We start from the raw sequence: 21,199 nt of genomic DNA on the forward strand, positions 1-21,199 counted from the left end.
ACGGAAAATGACCCAGTCGATAGCCATCGTCACCGGCGCGGCCGGCGATATCGGCGCGGCGATTGCCGCCCGCCTCGCCGATGACCATGATGTCGTGCTGCTCGCCGATATCGATGCCGCGGCGGCGGCGGCCGTCGCTTCGAAGCTCGGCCCGGCCGATCGCTTCGTCGCTGCCGGCTGTGATGTGACCAGCGAGGCGAGCATAGCGGAATTGGTCAGCCGCGCCGCCGAGGCCGGCGTGGTGCGAACCGTGGTCAACAATGCCGGTGCGGCGCGGGCCACCAGCCTGCACGAGACGACGCCGGAGATCTGGCGGGCGGACAATGCCCTCAATCTCGAAGCCGCCTTCCTGTGTTTCCGCGCCTTCGAACCGATGCTGAAGGCGTCGAAGGGCTCCGTCGTCAACATCGCCTCGGTCAACGGCATGAATGTCTTCGGGCACCCGGCCTATAGCGCCGCCAAGGCCGGCCTGCTGCATTTCACCCGGCTGGTCGCCGTCGAATACGGCAAGTTCGGCATCCGCTCGAATGCGGTCGCGCCCGGCACGGTGAAGACGCAGGCCTGGGAGAAACGCGCCGCCGCCAATCCGAATGTTTTCGAGGAAGCGCGCCGCTGGTATCCGCTGCAGCGGGTCGTCGATCCCCGGGATGTCGCCAATGCCGTTGGCTTCCTGGCCGGTCCGCTCGCCGCCGCCATTACGGGCGTCTGCCTGCCCGTCGATTGCGGCCTCACCGCCGGCCAGGCCGAACTGGCGCGGACCTTCTCGCAATCGGAGCATTATTGAAATTCAGGGCTGCGATCTCCGAGCCGAAACGACAGCATGTCGCGCAAAAGTGGGCCGCGGTTTTGCGGCAACGACATGCGGAAAAACAAAGAGCTAAAGCGCGACAAGCGAATCTGACAGATTGAGACGCGCTTTAGCATGACATGACCTTCCGGACTGCCCGCCGCGGCTGCGCCTGCCGATTTCCCTGACGATTGATGACTCCATGAGCCGCCTCTTTCCTGATGTCTTTCGCAATCCGGCGATCCGCGCCAGCATGATCGCCATTTTCACCTTCGGGATGGCGGGGGCGATGACCGCACCCTATCGTTCGATCGTCGGCATCCGCGAACTGGGCTTGAGCGACAGTCTCTATTCCTTCCTGGCCTTCGCCTCGGCGGCGGTAAACGTCGTCATTAGCGTTCTGCTCGGCAACCTCGCTGATCGGCTCGGCGAGTATCGTTCGGCGATGATCGGCGCCTGCATTTTCGGCATCGTCGGTTACGGCATGGTCTATGCCTTTCCAAGTGCGGCGATCTTCGCCATCAGCGGGCTGCTGCCGCTGCCGATCTTCGGAGCGCTGAATTCGCTGCTGTTTGCCAATGCGCGCGCCGCGATGCAGGGCATGAACCGCAATGACATGGTGACGGCCAACTCGGGCGTGCGCGCCATGATCTCGCTCTCCTGGGTATTGATTCCGGGCATTACCGGCCTTGTGCTCTCCGGTGCGTCGAGCATGCTGCCGGCCTATCTCTTCGCCGCCATCGCCTGCCTTCTGTGCCAGGGCATCATCCTCTTCGCGCTGCCGAAACGGGCCGGAGCGAAAATGGCCGCGGCTCATCACCTCACCTATTTCGGCGCGCTCAGGCAGGTGGTTTCGCCGCGGATTTCGGCGCATATCGCAGGCGTGGCGCTGATCACCAGCACCCTGCATCTGAACGACGCGCTTCTGCCGCTGATCGCGACCGGCGCCGCCCATGGCCGGCTCAGCGATGTCGGTATTCTGGTCGGAATCGTCGCCCTGCTGGAGGTCGTCTTCATCATCGTCTGGTCGCGGATTGCGCGGAAGACCGGCCAGATGACGGCGCTTGCCGCCGGCACCATCATCTATGCCTTATTCCTCAGCCTTCTCGGCCTTGCCTCCGAGCCATGGCATCTTTATGCGCTGACCTTGCTCGCCGGCATCGGTGCTGCGGCGATCATCAGCTTTCCGATCACCTATCTGCAGGATCTCATCGCCGATCGGCCGGGGCTCGGCAGCGCGCTGATCTCCGTCAATATCTTCGCGAGTGCAGGGATCGGCGCATTGGTTTTTGCCGCCGGCACTTGGGCGACCGGTTATTCCGGAACCGCCATGCTGAGCGCCGTAACCGGCCTCTCGGGCATCGCCATCCTCGGCCTCCTGCAGCGGCGCAATGCCGTTGCGCCCGCCGATGCCGAGGTTCAATAGACCTGACGAAGAATGTGGCTTTCATCACTATCGGTCTTATGACAAGGGTGAGGCACCATTTCCTTTGAAGGCGACATGAAGGCGATCTCCGGCACCAATCTCGAGCAGGCCAAGTCTCACAACCGGCGTGTGGTGATCGAGGCCGTGCGGACCAACGGTCCCTTGTCGCGTGCGGCGATCGCCCGGATGACGGCGCTGACCGCCCAGACCGTGTCGAATATCGTTGAGGAATTGGAACGGTCGCATCTGCTCGTTCCGGCCGAGGCGCAAAAGCTGGCGCGGGGACAGCCGATCATTCCCTATTCCATCAATCCCGCCGGCGCCTATTCGATCGGTCTCGAGCTTGGCCGCCAGCGCGCCAGCGGGGTTCTGACGGATCTCTCCGGCGCCGTCCGCGCCCGTATCGAGCGCCCTATCGAACATCCCGATCCGCAGCGGGCGATGCCGGTTCTGCAATCGATTGTCGAGGACATTCAGCAGGCCTTCACATTCGACCGAAACCGGCTGCTCGGCGTCGGCATGGCCCTGCCCGGCCGCTATGCCGACGGCGGCATCACCTCTCTCAGCCCGCAGAACCTGCCGGGCTGGCAGGATTTTCCGGTCGGGCATGAGCTGGAACAGCGGGTCAAGGTACCGGTGCTCGTCGAAAACGACGCAACAGCAGCCGCGATCGGCGAGCGCCTTCACGGCGTCGCGCGCGGTTTGAGCAGCTTCGTCTATTTGTTTCTTGCCGGCGGCGGCGGCATCGGCGCCGGCATGTTCCTCGACGGCCATCTCTACAAAGGCAGCCGCAACAATGCCGGCGAGATCGGCCATATCATCGTCGAGCCGCACGGCAAGCTCTGCAGTTGCGGTAAGCGCGGCTGCCTCGACCGCTACATCTCGCCGACCGTCGCTTACGAATTCATGGGCATTGCCAACGCCGAGGAACTGTCTTCAGACGATCTCGACACGCTGATCGCTGAGGGCGGCGAAGGTCTGGATGCCTGGCTCGATCAGGCCGTCCAGCCGCTGCGGCAGACGCTCGACTTCCTCGAACTTGCCTTCGATCCGCAGACCATCGTGCTCGGCGGCAGCATATCGACATCGCTGATGCGCCGGCTGGCCGAACGGCTGGAGCCGCTGCACGTTCCGATCGATCCCAACCGGACGCGTAGTCTGCCCCGTGTGATGATCGGCATGACCGGCAAGGACACGGCCATCCTCGGCGCCGCCGCCCTGCCGATCTTTTCCGAAACCAATCCGCGCTTCGACGTTCTGCAAAAGCCGGTCGGCTAAGCGACGGTCGCGGCTATTCAAACAGAATGAGACTTGCCGGCGTTGGCGGCATCGGTTTGACTGTGACGCCGGCAAGACCGGCCAGTCTTGCCATCTCGCTCAGCTCATTTCGCGTATAGGCCTGGCCCGCCGGCGTGCTGGCGAGCATCTCCCAGGAGAAGGCCGCCGGGAAAGGCGGCGACACCCGATCTTCGTTCGGCACGAAATCGACCGCGACGATCCTGCCGCCCTCTACAAGGCTCGCGATGATCTTTCGCAGCAGCCCTGCGCATGTCGGCAGATCGAAGTGGTGCAGGAAATTCGGCAGCAGGACGAGATCGTAATCCGTGCCCCAGTCGACATCGAATGCACTGCCGGCGATCGTCCGATACCTGTCAGCGACGCCCGCTCTTTCCGCATTCTGCCGCGACAGCTCCAGGACCGCGGCCCAATCGACGGCGACGATCTCCGCCGACGGAAGGGCCTTTGCAATTTCGATCCCAAACAAGCCCGGACCTGCCGCAATGTCTAAAACCTTTTTGAAGGGCTTTCCCAAGCCAGAGATTTCGTCAGCCAGTAATTTGGCGCTGAGGCCGGTAAAGGAGCCCATGCCGCGCGCAAACTTCAACCAGACGGGATTGTCCGGCGACATGTTCGCGAGCCCGGGCGAACCGCCGTTTCGCACGACGGCGGCCGGATCGCGCAGGAAATTATCCAGTATTTCGGGTGCGGCGACGAACTCGACTGCGGAGCCCATATAGCCCGGAGAATTGCGATCGAGGAACATTCTGGTCGCCGGGGTCATCCGGTACTCTCCGCTCTCCTTTGTCAGGAAACCGTGGACCACGAGGTAGTCGCAGAGGATGCGCACCCCCCGCTCCGCAGCACTTGTTGCCGATGCCAGCAAGGCTGCCGTTTTGCCCTTGCCGATATGGGTAAAGAGATCGAGCTCGATGGCCGCCCTGATCGCTGCCGTCTTGCGGCAGGCAAACAGTGCATCGACCACGAGTTCGGGTGACACGACGCCAGCATCGGCGTCTTCGGCGATCGTTTCCATGGTATCCCCCAACAGCCCTCGATCGGTCTTGCCTGGCAGCGCCAGCCGCGGGAATTATGCGTGCATTCGCATATTCTACAATACTTACCGCGTTAACCCGATCGGGTGCCCCAACGGCCGACCGTCACCGACAGTCAGGGCCGGAGATTCACTGTCCATCGCAATCAAAAACGCATTCGGACCTGCAAATTCAGAATTTCCTGCTCAAGACGTCGGGGAATTCAGCCTTCTCAGCGACCGACGCTGACCTATGCTTTCTCTCGAAGCAGACGGCTTTCCCGAAGCCAAATCAAGGACGAAGCGCATGGCTATTTTCCGCCCGAAATACATCACGTTCGACTGCCACGGCACGCTGATCAACTTTCAGATGGCGGAGGCCGCACGCGACCTTTATGGTGACCGCATGAACGAGCAGAAGATGCTCGAGTTCATCAAGGACTTCTCCGCATACCGACTCGATGAAGTCATCGGGGATTGGAAGCCCTATGCCGACGTGGTCCATAACGCGCTCTCAAGAACCTGCAAACGCAACGGCATCGACTTCAGGGACGAAGACGCAAGGCTCGTATACGAACGCGTACCGACCTGGGGACCGCACGCCGACGTTCCGGCTGGTCTTGCCAAGGTCGCCAAGGAAATTCCGCTTGTCATCCTTTCGAACGCCATGAACGCGCAGATCATGTCCAACGTCGGAAAGCTCGGCGCCCCCTTCTACGCAGTTTATACCGCCGAAGACGCTGGTGCCTACAAGCCGCATTTCCGCGCCTTCGAATATATGCTGGACATGCTCGGCTGCGGTCCGGAAGACATACTCCATTGCTCCTCCTCGTTCCGCTACGATCTGATGAGCGCCCATGACCTCGGGATCAAGAACAAGGTTTGGGTCAATCGCGGTCATGAGCCGGCCAATCCCTATTACGGCTACACCGAGATCGCCGATATCTCGGAATTGCCAAGTGTCGTCGGGCTCTAACGAGGGCCGAACCTATCTCGTCTCGCAGCTCAATTTGCAAGCCATGGAAGGCGCGCTTCAGCAGGCCGTCGCGAACTGACCGCCGGGATTGACCAATAGTTCAGCGTCGTCGTGCGCGCACCTTTCTCGGCGCGCGCGACGATCCTCAAATTCCATGGCGGTGCCAGGCCCGGTTTACGACTCCTGCAACCCATAGAGCAGCGGCATCAGCCCGGCCAGCGCCTTGAAGCGCTCCCATGACTTCGCCGACGGCTTCGTCCAGCCGGTTTCGGCAAGCCCGGAAAGACGCGGGAAAACGAGGCGGTCGAAAACGGCGCGATCCGTCATCGGCTCGGACCAGATGCAGGCCTGGATGCCGAGGAGCTTGCCTTTCTGCGCGGCTGTCCAGCCACCGACCGGATCGAAATTATAGAGTTTTTCCGCGTCCGACGTTCCCGCCCAGCTGGCGCCCGGCTCATCCCAATCGGGCCTCAGCGCCATGTCGAGGTAATAGACCTGGCCGGGGCAGACGACCATGTCATAGCCGCGTTCGGCAAGTTCGGCCGAGACTTCGACATTGCGCCAGCTGCAGAGATAGCTCTTCGCTTTGTCGATGACATCGCCGTGGGCCGCCTCTTCCCATCCGCCGGTGATGCAGCCCTTGCTCGCCAGGAAGCGCTGGACCCGCTCCAGGAATTCCGCCTGCAGGATGGCCGCGCCCGAGCCGTGGATATCGTCGGCGCCATGGGTATTGGTCACGACGTTCAGCCGCTTGGCATGGGCGTCGGCAACCGCGTCGCCGGCGACAGCGCGCAGCCGGTCGAGCGCTGCCGGCGAGCCGGACCACGCGCCGAGCGGCACTTCGTCGGCGCCGAGATGGATTGTCTTGAATGGAAAGAGCTCGATGAGTTCGGTCAGGATGGTCTCGACGATCTCGTAGGTCTTCTCGAGGGCGGGATTGATGCAATTGTCGGGAAAGCCCTGAACCGAATAATAGCTGCCGACCTCGGCCGGATCGCGCAGTTCGGGTATCGCCTGCTGCATGGCGTAGCAATGGCCGGGCATGTCGATCTCCGGCACGATCTCGACGCCGAAGCTCTTTGCCTCAGCCACAATCTCGCGGATGACCGATTTGGGATAGTAGCCGCCTGTGCGGGCCGGGCTCGAACCGAGGAGTGGCGGCACCGCAAGGCCGTGGCCGCGCCAGGCGCCGACCGCGGTCAGCGCCGGATAGGCGTCGATCTCGACGCGCCAGGCCTCGTCGTCGGAAAGGTGCCAGTGGAAGCGGTTGAGCTTGTTCCAGGCAAGCACCGCGATCAGCTTCTTGACCTCGGCCGCGCCGTAGAACTGGCGGGCGACATCGAGATGCAGTCCGCGCCAGCCCATCGCCGGCTCGTCGACGATCTCGCCGGATGCCGGAAACTGGAAGACGCCGGGATGCAGCCTTGCACCGCGCCAAATCTGGCCGAGGGTGACGAGGCCGTAGAGAAAGCCGGTCCGGCTGCTCGCCTCGACCGTCAGCCTCTCCTCGTCAAAGCTCAGCCGATAGGCCTCGGGGGCGAAGCCGGCGGCATCCTTCAGGGCGACGGGCACGGCACCTTCCGCTTCGGTGCGCACGATGCCTTCGACGGCGAAGAGATGGTCCACCAGTGCCGCGAAGCTCTGCGCTGCCGCCTCCCCTTCGGCGCTCTGCGCCCGCGGGGCAAAACCGGCCGGCAATGGACTGCGCGCGGCGACCGCCACATGGTTCGGCCAGGGAATGATCGACACCTGAACCGGCGCATTGACGGGAACCGGATAGATCTCGGCGCCTCGCTTCAGGGCCGCGTTGCTGACCGAAGAGCGCGTCGGCTCGATGCCGAGCACGATGGTGCCGCCGTCGGAAAGCGCGAGATAGGCGCTTGTCGCGCCGTCCGTCCAATGGCGGAACTGCCAGCTCAGCGCGTAGACCGAGATCGTCCAGGTCTCGCCGGCGGCGAGAACGAAATCGGCCGGGGGCTGGAATTCGGTGAAATTGGAGAGCCGCTTTGAGACCGTGGCGCCTTCGACCCGTCCGGCCGGATCGACCCGGCCCGGACCGCTGATGCAAAGCGAGAAGCCCGAAATCGGCGCGCTGCCGAGGTTCTTGAGACGCAGAACATAGGAGAACTCCTTGCCGTCGGCCGGCGGGTTCCAAAGGGTTTCAAGCCGCAGGGTTTTCGGTCGCGGTGTGGACATGGTCACTCTTTCCTTTTGAACATTGGCCTCTTGAGAAGCGGGCGTTTGAAAATCAGCTCTTGGGCAGTCTGGCATTGGAAACGCCGAGCGCGCGGATGAAGTGGTTGGGGCCGACCTGCTCGATGTCAGCCGATTCAGGGCGGCTCAGCGACCGCACCTTTTCCGCCTGTTCGAGGAAACGCGCGCTTCCGCCGGTCACGAACGGCCTGCTGCCGTCCGGAACGGCGGACAGCAGCAGCCTGGTATAGGGATGGCGCGGGTCGGAAAGAACGCTTTCGGTGTCGCCCCATTCGACCATCTGGCCGGCAAACATCACGACAATCTCCTCGGCCACATGCGCCGCCGTTGCGATATCGTGGGTGATATAGAGCATGGCGAGATCGTTTTCCCGTTTCACCCTGGCGAGCAGATCGAGAATATCCTTGCGGATGGAAACGTCGAGCATCGAGGTCGGCTCGTCAGCGACCAGCACGCTCGGTGCGACGGCTAACGCCCGGGCGATGTTGACACGCTGGCGTTGCCCGCCCGAAAGTTCATGCGGGAATTTCTGCCGGGTCACTTCGGGTTCCAGCCCGACGCTTGCGAGCAGCCGGGTAATCTCCTGGGCGAGATCGGCCTTCACGCCGCTCTGCCGATGCAGTTGCAGCGGCCGCGCCAGATGATGGCTGACGGTGAAGGCCGGGTTGAGCGACGAGAATGGATCCTGGAAGACCATCTGCACTTCCCGGCGGTAACTGCGTTCAGCCCCAGCCTCGCCGCGGGCGGTCAGCTCCTGCCCGCGGAAAAACAGCCTGCCGCCGGTCGGCTTGTCCAGCCGCGCGATGATGCGGGCACAGGTCGTCTTGCCGCAGCCGGATTCGCCGACGAGCGCCAATGCCCGGCCGGGAAAAAGCGAGAAGGACACGCCTTTCAGCGCCCGCACCGGGCCGAAATCGCGCTTGATATCCTCGAGCCGGATCACCGCTTCGGCGATAACGGGATTTGCCTCCGCTTTCATGCCACGACTCCCGATAGATGCCGATTGTCCGGAAGCTGCGGAATGGCATTCCATAGCTTCTGCGTATATTCGTGCTTCGGCGCATGAGCGACCTGGCTGACATCGCCCACTTCGACGAGCTCGCCCTTCAGCATGACGCCGATGCGCCGGCAGAGCTGTGCCATCAGATGCAGGTCGTGGGTGATGAAGAGCACGGAGAAGCCGTAGCTGCGCTGCAGGTCGACGACCTGTTCGAGGATTTCCCGCTGCACGACGACGTCGAGCGCCGTCGTCGGCTCGTCCATGATGATCAGTTCCGGTCTCAGCGCTAGGCAGATCGCGATGACGATGCGCTGGCGCATGCCGCCGGAGAACTGGTGCGGGTAATCGCCGAGGCGATGGGTGGAAATGCCGACGAGGCGGAACATCTCCTCGGCCCGTGCCCGGGATTCCGCCTGCGAGCAGCCGGTATGCCGGCGCAGAACGTCGTGGAACTGCGCCTCGACCCGCATCAGCGGATTAAGCGAATTCATCGCGCTCTGGAAGACCATTCCGATGCGCTTCCAGCGGATTGTCTGCAACTCGCGTTCCGGCAGCTTCAAAAGATCCTGCCCGGTGAGCCGGATGCTGCCGCCGCTGATCCAGGCGGGCGCCTTGGAAAGACGGGTGATGGCATAGGCGATCGTGCTCTTGCCGCAGCCGGATTCACCGGCAAGCCCGAAGATCTCGCCGCGGCCGATGGTGAAGGAGACGTCCTTCACGGCGCGGAATTCTCCCTTGTCGACGAGGTAATCGACATTGAGTTTTTCGATTTCCAGAAGATTGTCGCTCATCGGCCAAGCTCCAGTTCCCTGTTGCGGGCGCGGTTGAGGCGGAACCAGCGGCTCAGCGCCGGGCCGGAGCGGAGCTGCGGATTGGCGATCTCGTCGAAGGTGAAATTCAACAGCGCAAGGCCAAGGCCGGTCAGGGCGATGCCGAGTGCGGGCACCCCGATGTCCCACCAGGCGCCGACCATGATCGCGGAGGAATTCTGGGCGTTGTAGAGCATCGTGCCCCAGGAAACTTTCAGCGGATCGCCGAAGCCGAGATATTCGAGCGTCGTCTGGGCAACGATGGCGTAGATGATGCTGCCGACGAGGTTGATGCCGATCAGCGTCGTCAGGTTCGGCAGGATCTCCACGAAGATGATGCGCCAGGCCGGCTCGCCGATCATCTTCGAGGCGGTGACGAAATCGCGATTGCGCAGCGCCATCGTTTGCGACCGGGTCATGCGGGCGCCCCAGGGCCAGGAGGTCAGCGCGATGATCGTCATGATCGTCATCGGCCCCACCGTGCCGGCGAAGGAGGCGAGCAGGATCAGAAGCGGCATGTTCGGGATGACGAGCACGGCATTGGTCGCAAGGTCGAGACAGGCATCCGTTCTGCCTCCGGCATAACCGGCGACCAGCCCGATCGCCGTACCGAGAACGGTGATGGCAATGCCGGTGGCAAAGCCGACGGAAAGGGAGCTGCGGGCGCCCCAGACGAATTGGCGATAGACGTCCCGCCCCATTTTGGTGGTGCCGAGAACATGTTCAATCGACGGCGGCTGATGCGAGCGTCCGACACGCGCTCCGGGCTCTCCGGGAGCGACGAGCGGCGCAAACAGCGCCATCAGCCACAGGGCGGCGATGATGATCAGGCCGGCGAGCGCCTTCTTCTGCTTGAGGATCGGCCACAGCGTAAAGCTCATCACGCCGCCTCCCGCAATCTCGGATCGACAAAGCCGTAGATGATGTCGACGAGGAAGTTGGCGCCAAGGGTCGCAAGCGTCATTAGCAGCAGCTGCCCTTGGATAACAGGGTAATCGCGGGCGATGCTCGCGGTATAGAGCGTCAGCCCCAGGCCGGGATAGTTGAAGACGATCTCCGTGACGATCGAGCCGCCGAAGACGGCGCCGAGCATCAGCGCCAGATTGGTCAGAACAGGAAGCATCGCATTGCGCGCGCCATAGCCGAACATCACGGTGAGGTGGCTAAGCCCCTTGGCGCGGCCCATGGTCACATAATCCTCGCCGAGCACCGAGATCATCGACGATCGCATCGTCGTCTGGAACTCGCCGATCAGAAACGGCGAAAGCGTCAGCACCGGCAGGATCGCATGGGCGAAAACGCTGCCGATAAAGGTGAAATTGAAGGCGGGATCGAGATTGGGATCGTAGGCATAGCCCACTGGAAACCAGCGCAGCGAGACCGCGAAGACGAAAAGCGTCGTCAGCGCCACGATGACCGGCGGCACCGAAATCATGATCACCGAGAGCGGCGAGACGATCGTGTCGAAACGCCCGCCGCGGCGCCAGGCCGACACAGCGCCGAGCACGACACCGACACAGAGGGAAAAGACAATCGCTGTGGTGACAAGGAAGATGGTCCAGAGCGTCGAGCGGCCGAGCACCTGGACGACGGTCTGGGGGTAATATTTCACGGAGACGCCGAGATCGAGGGTCACGAGCCCCTTCAGATAATCGACGAATTGCCAAAGCATCGGCTGGTCGACCGCGCCGAAGCGCGCCTTGATCGCCTCGACGGCCGCCGGCGTTGCCCGCGGACCGAGCTGGGCAACCATGGCATCGACCGGGCTCCCCGGCATCAGCCGGGGAAGGATGAAGTTCACCACGATGGCAAAGGCCAGCGCGACCGCATAGACGCCGAGGCGCCGGCTCGAAATGCGCATTTCAGTCCCTCGCTGGGTTTAGCTGACCGGCTTGAGACGCAGCAGATGCATCAGGCGCATGCGGTTGTTATCGTGATCCTCGGGATTCATCACCGGATCCTTATCTGTGACCCAGCCGGTGAAGCGCTTGCTGGAGAACTGATACCAGGTCGGCCCGTTGAAGACGGGCACGACGGGGAAGTCGTCGGCGATCAGCAGCTGAATGTCGTTGAAGATCTTCTTGTGGTCGTCGTCCGACGTCGCCTGCAGGTATTGATCGAAAAGCGTGTCCAGTTTCGGGTTCGAATAACGCGAGGGGGCGCCGGTGATGCGTCCGCCATAGGGAGTCGACAGGCTCTGGTAGTAGCCGCGGAACGGCGTTGCGCCGTCGGCGCGGGAGTTCATGACGACCTCGAAGCTGCCGTCGATGATCTCTTTGCGCCATTGTTCATATTCAGGCGTGGCGACCGACGCATTGATGCCGGCGGCGCGCAGGCCTTCGACCGCGATCTGGACCGCATCGATCCAGTCCGTCCAGCCGTTCGGAACAATGATCGGGAAGGCAATCGGCTTGCCGCTCGGCGTCGTGCGGAAGCCGTCAGCACCCTTCTTGTAGCCAGCATCGTCGAGAATCTTACCGGCCTTCTCGGTGTCGAAGCCCATGAAGGCGTCCTTGCCGCCCTCGGCATCCTTGTTGCGCCAGCCTTCGAAGCGCGGCGGCAGGCCGGTCGCATGCTCATTGACGACGGGATAGCCGAAGCCGGCAATATCGACCATGGACTTGCGATCCATGGCGAGGCTGAAGGCATGGCGGAAGTTCAGGTCCTTATAGGCTTCGAGGTTGCCTTCATTGCCGCTCTTGAAGTTCATCTGGAAAGCGACGGTTTCGGCCGGCGGCTGCCAATAGCCGTTATGGTCGGCATCGAGTGAGACGAAGGTCTTGTCGATCTGTGGAATGAAGGATCCGATCCAGTCCATATTGCCCTCCGGCAGGATGGCGAGCATCTGGTCGTTGCCGGAGATCTGCGGCAGTCTCAAGCAATCGACATGCAGCGAGGCGGCATCCCAATAGTTCGGGTTGCGGCACTGCTCGTAGACCTGCGGCGTGAAGCGGCGCAGCTCGGTCATCGGGCCGGAACCGACCGGCTTCTCGTTCTTGAAGGCGACAGGATCGGAAACGTCCTTCCAGATATGCTCGGGAACGATCGCGAGGTCCGCCAGCGTTTCCGGGAAATCGGAGTTGACGGCCTTGAGATCGATCTTCACCTCGGTCGCCGACGGCGTCTCGACGGAGGCGACGGTCTCGCCGACGCCGACCGTGTCGAGGGCGGCGTTCTTCAGCATCAGGTCGATCGTATATTTCACATCGGCCGAGGTCAGCGGCTGGCCGTCGGACCATTTCACACCGGGTCGAAGGGTGTAGGTAACCGATTTCATGTCCTCGGAGAATTTATAGCCGGTCGCCAGGCGGAAGACCGGCTTGCCGCCATCCTCGGCATTGAAGATGACCAGCGGCTCGTAGATGAAATCCATCGTGCTCTGCCGGCGGCCGGCAAGATCGAACGGATTGAAATTTTGAACCCAGCTGGTCTGCTCCTCGATGTGCATCGTCAGCACCGATTCAGCGGCCGCACTGCCCGCCCCGAAAGCGACGAGCGCCGTCAGCGCGGTTGCCGCTGCCCAGCCGGCGTGCACGGAAATGTTGTGAAACATGCGTTTGCTCGATCTCATTCCAACGTTCCCTCGTTATTTATTTTTGAAGTCAATCAAATTGATTTAATATTGATAGTCAGTTTCCCGCCTTTGCGTCAATTGCCGATCTCAAATTTTTGCAGGGGGCAGCCTGAGCCGTTTTCGCAGCCATTGAGAGGCGCAATTTCATGGTGAACAAAAAAACAAGGGCCGAGCTCGCCGCGTTAACCATTAAGGTACTTTTAAGTACGATAATTATTCCAACGATGGCGAATTGATCGGAAACTCCAGGTCGATAAGCATGAGGCTGCTCGCCACGGCCGGGATGTTTCCCCGGGTTTCACCATATGCAACCACCGAAACAGGCGAATTTCCGATGACGAGCATCAATACCAACAACTCCGCGATGGCTGCCCTTCAGACGCTGCGCAGCATCAATTCCAATCTCGAAACGACACAGAACAGCGTCTCCACGGGCTATCGGGTCGATACTGCATCCGACAATGCCGCCTACTGGTCGATCGCCACCACGATGCGCTCTGACAACAAGGCGCTGTCTGCTGTCTCCGATGCGCTCGGCCTCGGTGCGGCAAAGGTCGATACGGCTTACACGGCAATGGACAGCGCGATCGACGTCGTCGACGAGATCAAAGCCAAGCTGGTGGCAGCGACCGAAGACGGTGTCGACAAATCAAAGGTCCAGGAAGAAATCAGCCAGCTGCAAGAGCAGCTGATGAGCATTGCCCAGTCGGCGTCGTTCTCGGGCGAGAACTGGGTCGCCGGTGCCGACGGCACGAAGAACGTCGTATCCTCCTTCGTTCGCGACGGCTCCGGCGCCGTTTCCGTCAAGATGACGGATTACGTTCTGGATACCAGCTCCGCCGGCAATGTGCTGTTCGGCATGAGCGGCGGTTCGATCGAAACCTCGACGGGTATCCTCGGAACGGCCGATGCAAACGGCGATTCCGTCTACTCGCTCGACATTACCAACTTTACCACCGGTCAGATCCAGTCAGCGCTGTCGACCATCGAATCGGCGCTGTCGGCGATGACATCGGCCGGTGCACAACTGGGTTCGATCTCGACACGCATCGATCTGCAGGAAGACTTCGTCGGAGCGCTGTCGGATTCGATCGACTCGGGCGTCGGCCGGCTGGTCGATGCCGATATGGAGGAGGAATCGAGCAAGCTGTCCGCCCTGCAGACGCAACAGCAGCTGGCGATCCAGTCGCTGTCGATTGCCAATTCCTCGTCGCAGAACATCCTGTCGCTCTTCCGCGGCTAGTCGCAATCAAAGACGCAAAGGGAGCCCGGCGCATAAAACGCCCGGCTCACCCCCGCTGATCAACGATCGAGCCTGGCCTTCCCGGTCAGGCTCGATCGCATTTGGGACCCCTCTTGCCCCGACATGCCGGTTGACATGTCGATCGTCTCCACAGCAAACATGATCGATCTTCTCAACCGCGGCAGAATTGCCGCGCGCGCGGGACCATCGCATGGAACGAGTTGAGCCTGCCCATCCCGATGCAAGGCCCGCCATCGTCTGGCTCGGCTTCCTCGCCATGTGCATCGGCATGTTCATGGCGATCCTCGACGTTCAGGTGGTGGCGACGTCGCTGCCGACCATCCAGTCGGCGCTGGGTATCGATCCGGATCAGATGAGTTGGATACAGACGGCCTATCTGATTGCCGAGGTGGTGGCGATCCCGCTCACCGGCTTGCTGACGCGGCTTCTGACCATGCGGTGGCTGTTCGTTACCGCCATCGGCCTGTTCGTGACGGCTTCCGCCGGCTGCGCGGCCAGCGGCAGCTTCGGCGAGCTGGTCGCCTGGCGGGTGCTGCAGGGTTTTTCCGGCGGAACCCTGATCCCCTCGGTGTTTTCGGCCGTTTTCATCCTGTTCCCGAACGAGCGGCAGGCGCTGGCGACGACGATTGCCGGCGTGCTGGCGGTGCTGGCGCCAACGGTCGGGCCGATCGTCGGCGGGTGGCTGACCGAGACCTATTCCTGGCATTGGCTGTTCCTGATCAACATCCTTCCGGGCATTGCTTCGGCAATCCTGGCGGCATTCTTCCTGCCGCGGCAGCCGGCCGACCCGTCCGAACTCAGGCATCTCGACGGTCTGTCGCTTCTCCTGATGGCGACCGCGCTGACGACGCTGGAACTCAGCCTGAAAGAGGCGCCGACCAGCGGCTGGACCTCGGCCTATGTGCTGAGCCTGCTGGCGATCTGTCTTGTCTCGGGCGGTGTGTTCATCGCTCGCACGCTCAGCCGGCGCTGGCCGATTGTCGATCTGGGCAATTTCGCCGATCGCAATTTTCTCGTCGGCTCGACCTTAAGCTTCGTGCTCGGCATCGGCCTGTTCGGCTCGGTCTATCTGATGCCGGTGTTTCTCGCTTTCGTCAGAGGCCACGACGCGCTGGAAATCGGCATGACGATGCTGGTCACCGGCATCGCCCAGCTGGTGACGGCGCCGATCGCGGTCGCGCTGGAGAAGCGCATGGATGCACGGCTGCTGTCGGCCGCCGGTTTCGCGCTGTTTGCGATCGGCGTCGGCATGAGCGCCTTTCAGGATCCGCGTTCGGATTACGATGCGATGTTCTGGCCGCAGATCGTGCGCGGCGTCGCCATCATGTTCTGCCTGCTGCCGCCGACGCGGCTGGCACTCGGCACGCTGCCGGCCGATCGCATTCCCGATGCGAGCGGGCTTTTCAATCTGATGCGCAATCTCGGCGGCGCCATCGGCATCGCGCTGATCGACACTATCATCTACACGCGCTCCGAACCGCTGGGCCAGGGCCTCTGGGCGCGTCTGCGGGCCGGCGACATCGATGCCGCCACATTCATCGGCGCACCTCTTCAGGCCATATCGGGCCACAATGGGGAATTCGATGCGGATACCGCGGCGCTGCTCGATCCGCTGGTCCAGACCGCGGCCAGCGTCCAGGCGATCAACGAAGCCTGGATGGTCGTCGCCATCCTCACCGGCTGCGCCCTGCTCTGCGTGCCCTTCGCCAGGCGGCCGGCATAGGGGTTTCAGATTCGTTTAGAGCGGATCGTTGCGTCTGCTCAACGGAGCTCTCTGGGCTATTCTGGTTTGGGCGCTACGTTATCTGCTTCAATCAACGTAGCGGATCAAATCTGGTCCAAATGGTCTTCAAGATCAGAGCGCCGCCGGATCGCGTTGCGCTGCGGTGAAAAAGCGACCCTCCACTAACGTCATGCTTGCAATCTCGATCAAATATGTTCTATCAAAGGTTCGGTTGGAGGGATTCTATTTTATGGATTGGACGAGCATTATTGGAGCGTTCCTTGGTGGAAGCCTCTTTGGTTCATTGATTACCTATCAGGTGACAAAAAAGAACCTTTCCTCATCAAATGGCGGGAGTTCAACGGACCAATCTGGGGCCAAAGCTGGTGGTGACATTGTTGGTCGCGACAAGCGCCACTGAGGAATCGCAGTGAATCGTGTCAGTCAATGGGGCGCGAATGCCGGCCGCGATATGGCTGGTCGTGACATTATCAACAATTATGGCTCTCCGCCTTCGGCGGGGGTGGTCGAGAAGCTGCTTCAGAAACTTGAAAAGCAGATCGCTGATAACGAGACGAGCGAACTCATCGAGGACCTTGTTCGCTATCACCGTGGCAAGGCAGTCGATGGCATTGTCGGTCTTGAGCAAAAACTGAAGGCCTCCGGTCAATCGGCATTTTACCTGGATGCTATCGAGAAAAAGGAGATGTTCGCGAAACTGCTGGAAAGGTATGCGCTCTACAGTTCCGCGCAACAGATTTTCGCGCATTTCCTTGCGAAGGTGGAAACCGAATTCAATTCGGTTATCTACCCCGACATTCCGACCCGTTCGATATCTGAGACCAACGCGATGGTTCTCGACCGTATCGTTCATCCAATCGTAGAAGAGTTTGGGTGCGGTGTTTTTACTGTCAATGCAAACCACGTTCTCGGCATGGTCTACTGGCTTGCTGAGCTTTGCTTCATTCGCTGGCATCAACCGGTGAGCTAGATGAACCAGATTGTCTATCAAGAAGCGCTCGATCCATATCACGCCGTATTTCGCATTCTGCGAATCTTGCAGTTGAATGAGCGCGAGGAGGCGCTCGCAGTTGATCATTTGCGCGTTCTCGACTTTTACGTATTGTTTCCTTTCAGGATAAGCACGTTTCGTTTTCGGCGAAAACACTCGGGTTTCAAGCAGTTAGGCGTGAGATATGAGCATGCCCGGCCGTACGGCGAATGGCCGGATGAAAAGGCATTGATCGCGAGAATGCAACCAATCCAACTCGCTGCACTCGCGACGTTGGGTCGAGTCGAGATCATTGATGCGCCGAAGCTGACACGCGGTCTGGTTCTCTTGATTGGAGACTTACCAAATGGTGAGTTGGAAGCGCGCGTCACGGACCAGAACGCGGCAAATCCAGAATTGTCGGCGTTCCTTAAGACATTGATAAATGAATACCCGACTGCAGGGCAGGATGGCATTAAGTCTCGGTCGGGTCTGCTGGAATATCGCTATGACGCAACTGCTTAAGCCCTCATTGGTAGTGAAGCGCCTCGTTGTAAAGCGGGGAAACCTCGTCGCGTACGACGAACGTTTTCACGCAGGAGTCAACGTCATCCGTGGCGAGAACTCTTCAGGCAAATCAACGATAATGAACTTCCTATTCTTTGGACTGGGAGGCGATCTCCAGCATTGGAGTGATCGTGCGCTGCTTTGCACCCATGTCTGGCTAGAGGTTGAACTGAACACCTTACCAGCGGTTTTGCGCAGGGAGATTGTCGATACCTCCAGGACGCCAATGGAGATTTTCAGCGGACGCTATGAAGAAGCGGTGATCGCACCACTGGAAGCTTGGACAAGATATCCTTATCAACGAACCGCAAACCAGGAAAGTTTTTCGCAAGCGCTGTTCCGCCTATTGGAAATGCCCGACGTTGCCGGAGAAGGCTCGGGCAACATCACGATGCATCAGATTTTGCGTTTGTTGTATGCGGATCAACTCAGTCCGATTGAGGATATTTTCCGCCAGGAACGAGTGTTTGATCGCGTGGAACTGCGCGAGGTGGTCGGAAACCTACTATGTGGAGCTTACGACACAGAGATTTACGAAACGCAACTTAAACTGCGGCAAGACGAGCGTGACTTCGATCAGGTCGAGGGCGAGTTGAAAAGTATTGTCACAGTGATCGGCGGAGGCAGCCAGGCAACAGGGGTTCAATGGGTCGAACAGCAGAAGCGGTCAATCGTCGATGCCCGCGAAGCTCTTTTGACACGCGTTGCGGCCGCTGAAGCGTCCTTTTACACAAAAACCGATCAAGACGAAGTTTCGCTTAAGGCCCAGCAAGAAACCTATGAACAGGTTCAGCAACTCCAGACTGAGCTTCGAATCCGAACAGATGAGATACGAGCGGTCGAATTCGAAATTGCGGACTCGGCGAAATTCATTTCGTCACTGGAAACGAAAATAGAATCCCTTCGGGATGCCGAGACGGTAGCAACCGCGTTCGGTGCGATCACGTTTTCAAGTTGTCCCGCATGCTATCAGGTCTTAGATGGAAGTGATGAGACCCACGCATGCCATCTTTGCAAGCAACCGCTGGACAGGCAACGCGCCAAAGAGCGTATCGTTGGCTTAATCAATGAGGCGGCTATTCAACTCAAGCAGTCTAAGCAGCTTCAGGACGTTCGGGCGGAACGCTTGTCTAGTCTTCAACGCAACTACCAGGCTTTATTCTCCAAGTGGAACACCGCCGCGAGGGAACTGGAAGCACTTCAAGTGCTACCATCTACGGAAGCCCGCGATGCACTGCGTAAACTGCATCGTGAACTTGGCTATGTTGATCGCCAGCTCGACGACATCGAGGAAAAGCTCACCCTCGCTCGGCGCATCGATGATTTGCGTGCTCGTAAAGAACAGTTGCAACTTGCGATCAATCGAGCATCCGAAAAGATCGATCAACTGAAAGCCGCGCAGGAGACCAGACTAAACGATGCACGGCGGCGTATTGAGAAAGAGACGATTCATTTCCTTCGTAACGACCTCCGCCGTCAGGATAGCTTCGAAAATCCCCAGGAAGTGCAGTTTTCGTTTAGGACGAATTCGATCACTGTGGACGGTAAGACCTACTTCTCCGCTAGTTCCCGCGTTATTCTGAAAAACAGCTTTTTGCTGGGCTTTTTGAAGGCCGCACTCGATGACCCGAAATTTCGGCACCCACGCTTCCTGCTTATCGACATCACTGAGAATATGGGGATGGAGCCCGAGCGATCACATAATTTTCAGAACCTGGTGGTTCAGCTGTCACAGCAGGCCTCGACTGTTCACCAGATCATTCTTGCCACCGCGATGCCCTCACCCGACATCGCAGACACTGATCTGATCGGCAAATTTTCGACAAGAGACGACGGAACCCTGAACATCGAAGGCTCCCTATTTTAGAGTATGAGTATTGGCGGAAGATAGTCGTGGCATCCTTGGTGTAGCGCAATGAGCCTTACGTCCAGACTTCCCTAGTTGCGAGAACCTCCAAACGAGTTTCCATGGAAAACTGCCTTCGCTCGTCTACAGGATCAGGTCGCCGGAAGATGGAGTGTCGAATCGCCTCAGCCTGTGATCGCAATACGGAGCGAATAGAAAATGACCGACAGCAGCGACCTGGACCTGATAGCGAACAACGTTCGCGCCGCTGCAGAAGAATGCGGGACGATGATCCTCGAAACCAGTTGGTCGAGCGAGCATCTTCCAGCCGCCGCTGTCGGTGCCGACATCTTCCCTGCTCTAGTCAGACACCTGAAGCCACGATTGATCTACATGCTCTTGACAGAGTTTGACGCTATCGAGGAAGTCGGGTCGCACTTCGAAGAGGCGGACCTAGACGCTGATCTAAGGAAATTTGCGATGAAATGGACCAATCGGGGTGGTCAATCATCGCGCCTGATCCTTGGCGTGATGGCTAATGGCATCATGCATCTTGCTGTCGAGACGACCGACTGGTTTGACGAGTTCGAAGAGGAAGTCGACGTGCTTGCAAATGTCCTAGCCGATGAAGGTAGGGCTGCATTTGATCGGGAGCAAGAAGTCGAACGGCAGAGGCGTGAAGCCGACGAGAAAAAGCGGCTCGCGCCAATCGTCAAAAGGCTGATAGCTGACCCTCGCTTCGTCGCGCCGAAAATCAGTACTGCCAAACGGGAGACCCTTGCGGAGGCATTGTTTCCTGATGCGGATCGCACCACGATTAAAAAGGCTGTCGAAAAGGCTGTTAGCGAAATTTGGTTGTTGGGCTCCGAAAGATGACCTCCAGCTTCGACACTGGCGGTAGCAGTACGACTATCTCGGCGCGCATTCGTGCACTCGCTGCTGAAGGTCTGGCGACGGCCGAGATCGCTCGCCGCTTAGGCATTCGGTATCAGCACGCTTACAAAGTTCTCAAGGTAAATGATCGACCTTCCGTTCCGGCTGTTTCTCGTAAAGGGCCCTCGGCCCCATCTCAGACTGCGAAGCCGCCCTTGCCGGTGTCCGTTCTCATCGACGGTGGCTTCGCGCTCGCCGGTCGCTGGATGATGTCGCCTGCAGACGAATTGGTTGTCGATTTGCCGTTGCCTAAAGAGGTGGGCGTCTACGCGTTCGTGAAGGACGGCATAGCCCACTATGTCGGCGTCGCGACTATGGGGATTTCAAAACGGCTCTATTTCTACGGCAGGCCGGGAATTTCCCAACGGACCAGCCAGCGGCTGAACAAAACTCTCAAAGCCGAACTGGCGGTCGCTGGCTCCATCAAAATTTATGTGGCCGTCCCGCCGGACCTCGAATGGAACGGACTCCCTGTTCATGGAAGCGCCGGTCTTGAACTCGGACTGATCAAGAAATACGACCTCCCCTGGAACGTGCGGGGCGCGGGATAGATCAGGATGCCGCGTCAAGCAAGATGCTGGCGAAAATCTCATCGGTACCCCTACCCGATACCGATCCCGTTCAGGGACCGTCGGGATTTCTCGTCGAGTAATGGCGGTAGCCATTCGCGCACCGTGACCTTGCCCCGTTGAAATAATCCATTTTGAAGTAAGCTCTGGCCCATTGTGAAGTGCTCCCCAATTTTGGGCCAGCGGGAGCTGGAATTTCCGGGATTATC

At 60.0% G+C, this 21,199-nt stretch carries 18 protein-coding genes and 1 pseudogene; 12 read left to right on the forward strand and 7 right to left on the reverse strand.

Annotated elements, in window-relative coordinates:
* The first annotated feature begins 7 nt into the window (after positions 1 to 7).
* From OS035_RS28370 to OS035_RS28380, 3 genes are all read left to right on the forward strand, one after another.
* The gene (locus OS035_RS28370) at positions 8 to 784 is read left to right on the forward strand and encodes an SDR family oxidoreductase (RefSeq protein ID WP_183778254.1); all 777 of its coding nucleotides are present in this window, start codon (positions 8 to 10) and stop codon (positions 782 to 784) included.
* A gap of 205 nt (positions 785 to 989) precedes the next feature.
* The gene (locus OS035_RS28375; RefSeq protein WP_183778256.1) at positions 990 to 2,213 is read left to right on the forward strand and encodes an MFS transporter; all 1,224 of its coding nucleotides are present in this window, start codon (positions 990 to 992) and stop codon (positions 2,211 to 2,213) included.
* A gap of 75 nt (positions 2,214 to 2,288) precedes the next feature.
* A complete protein-coding gene (locus tag OS035_RS28380; protein ID WP_097629734.1) occupies positions 2,289 to 3,491 on the forward strand; it encodes an ROK family transcriptional regulator in 1,203 nt (400 codons plus the stop codon).
* A gap of 13 nt (positions 3,492 to 3,504) precedes the next feature.
* On the opposite strand, the gene OS035_RS28385 is transcribed toward OS035_RS28380, so the two are convergent.
* A complete protein-coding gene (locus OS035_RS28385; protein ID WP_183778258.1) occupies positions 3,505 to 4,527 on the reverse strand; it encodes an SAM-dependent methyltransferase in 1,023 nt (340 codons plus the stop codon).
* A 304-nt stretch (positions 4,528 to 4,831) separates the two neighbouring features.
* Here OS035_RS28385 and OS035_RS28390 point away from each other — a divergent pair, with 304 nt between their 5' ends.
* Positions 4,832 to 5,500, forward strand: coding sequence for a haloacid dehalogenase type II (locus OS035_RS28390; RefSeq protein ID WP_183778260.1), 669 nt, complete (start codon positions 4,832 to 4,834; stop codon positions 5,498 to 5,500).
* 174 nt (positions 5,501 to 5,674) lie between these two features.
* Here OS035_RS28390 and OS035_RS28395 read toward each other — a convergent pair whose 3' ends face one another.
* From OS035_RS28395 to OS035_RS28420, 6 genes are read right to left on the reverse strand one after another with little or no spacing between them, the layout of a single operon-like run.
* Positions 5,675 to 7,696: a beta-N-acetylhexosaminidase gene (locus OS035_RS28395; RefSeq protein ID WP_183778261.1), complete on the reverse strand. Its 2,022-nt coding sequence runs from the start codon at positions 7,694 to 7,696 to the stop codon at positions 5,675 to 5,677.
* A gap of 52 nt (positions 7,697 to 7,748) precedes the next feature.
* Complete coding sequence (locus tag OS035_RS28400) at positions 7,749 to 8,693, reverse strand: ABC transporter ATP-binding protein (protein ID WP_131710797.1); 945 nt, start codon at positions 8,691 to 8,693, stop codon at positions 7,749 to 7,751.
* Positions 8,690 to 9,505, reverse strand: coding sequence for an ABC transporter ATP-binding protein (locus tag OS035_RS28405; protein WP_131710796.1), 816 nt, complete (start codon positions 9,503 to 9,505; stop codon positions 8,690 to 8,692). Before OS035_RS28405 ends, OS035_RS28400 begins: the two co-directional genes overlap by 4 nt.
* Entirely contained in the window at positions 9,502 to 10,404 is a 903-nt protein-coding gene (locus OS035_RS28410) for an ABC transporter permease (protein ID WP_097629729.1), read from the reverse strand. Before OS035_RS28410 ends, OS035_RS28405 begins: the two co-directional genes overlap by 4 nt.
* On the reverse strand, positions 10,404 to 11,384 hold the full coding sequence (locus OS035_RS28415) for an ABC transporter permease (RefSeq protein ID WP_097629728.1): 981 nt from the start codon (positions 11,382 to 11,384) through the stop codon (positions 10,404 to 10,406). Before OS035_RS28415 ends, OS035_RS28410 begins: the two co-directional genes overlap by 1 nt.
* Before the next feature lie 18 nt (positions 11,385 to 11,402).
* Positions 11,403 to 13,094 (reverse strand): ABC transporter substrate-binding protein, encoded by a 1,692-nt coding sequence (locus tag OS035_RS28420; protein ID WP_331814313.1) that lies wholly within the window; start codon positions 13,092 to 13,094, stop codon positions 11,403 to 11,405.
* A 337-nt stretch (positions 13,095 to 13,431) separates the two neighbouring features.
* On the opposite strand from OS035_RS28420, the gene OS035_RS28425 reads away from it, so the two are divergent.
* The 8 genes and pseudogenes from OS035_RS28425 to OS035_RS28460 all read left to right on the forward strand — a co-directional run.
* On the forward strand, positions 13,432 to 14,340 hold the full coding sequence (locus OS035_RS28425) for a flagellin N-terminal helical domain-containing protein (RefSeq protein WP_183854434.1): 909 nt from the start codon (positions 13,432 to 13,434) through the stop codon (positions 14,338 to 14,340).
* A gap of 211 nt (positions 14,341 to 14,551) precedes the next feature.
* Positions 14,552 to 16,084 carry a DHA2 family efflux MFS transporter permease subunit gene (locus OS035_RS28430; protein WP_331814315.1) on the forward strand — a complete coding sequence of 511 codons (1,533 nt, stop codon included), beginning with the start codon at positions 14,552 to 14,554 and terminating at the stop codon, positions 16,082 to 16,084.
* Positions 16,085 to 16,514: 430 nt separating this feature from the next.
* Positions 16,515 to 17,075, forward strand: a complete 561-nt coding sequence (locus OS035_RS28435) for an ABC-three component system protein (protein ID WP_331814317.1) — start codon at positions 16,515 to 16,517, stop codon at positions 17,073 to 17,075.
* Positions 17,076 to 17,600 (forward strand): ABC-three component system middle component 5, encoded by a 525-nt coding sequence (locus OS035_RS28440; RefSeq protein ID WP_331814319.1) that lies wholly within the window; start codon positions 17,076 to 17,078, stop codon positions 17,598 to 17,600.
* Positions 17,584 to 19,509 carry an AAA family ATPase gene (locus OS035_RS28445; RefSeq protein ID WP_331814321.1) on the forward strand — a complete coding sequence of 642 codons (1,926 nt, stop codon included), beginning with the start codon at positions 17,584 to 17,586 and terminating at the stop codon, positions 19,507 to 19,509. The genes OS035_RS28440 and OS035_RS28445 overlap by 17 nt, the downstream gene beginning before the upstream one ends.
* A gap of 198 nt (positions 19,510 to 19,707) precedes the next feature.
* A complete protein-coding gene (locus OS035_RS28450) occupies positions 19,708 to 20,364 on the forward strand; it encodes a hypothetical protein (protein ID WP_331814323.1) in 657 nt (218 codons plus the stop codon).
* Positions 20,361 to 20,972 (forward strand): GIY-YIG nuclease family protein, encoded by a 612-nt coding sequence (locus OS035_RS28455; protein WP_331814325.1) that lies wholly within the window; start codon positions 20,361 to 20,363, stop codon positions 20,970 to 20,972. Before OS035_RS28450 ends, OS035_RS28455 begins: the two co-directional genes overlap by 4 nt.
* A pseudogene (locus tag OS035_RS28460) lies at positions 20,969 to 21,073 on the forward strand (cupin); the annotation flags it as partial. The gene OS035_RS28455 and the pseudogene OS035_RS28460, both read left to right, overlap by 4 nt.
* Between the last annotated feature and the right edge of the window lie 126 nt (positions 21,074 to 21,199).

Origin of the sequence: Rhizobium sp. 268 (assembly GCF_036571585.1) — a bacterium.
Taxonomy (GTDB): domain Bacteria; phylum Pseudomonadota; class Alphaproteobacteria; order Rhizobiales; family Rhizobiaceae; genus Rhizobium; species Rhizobium redzepovicii.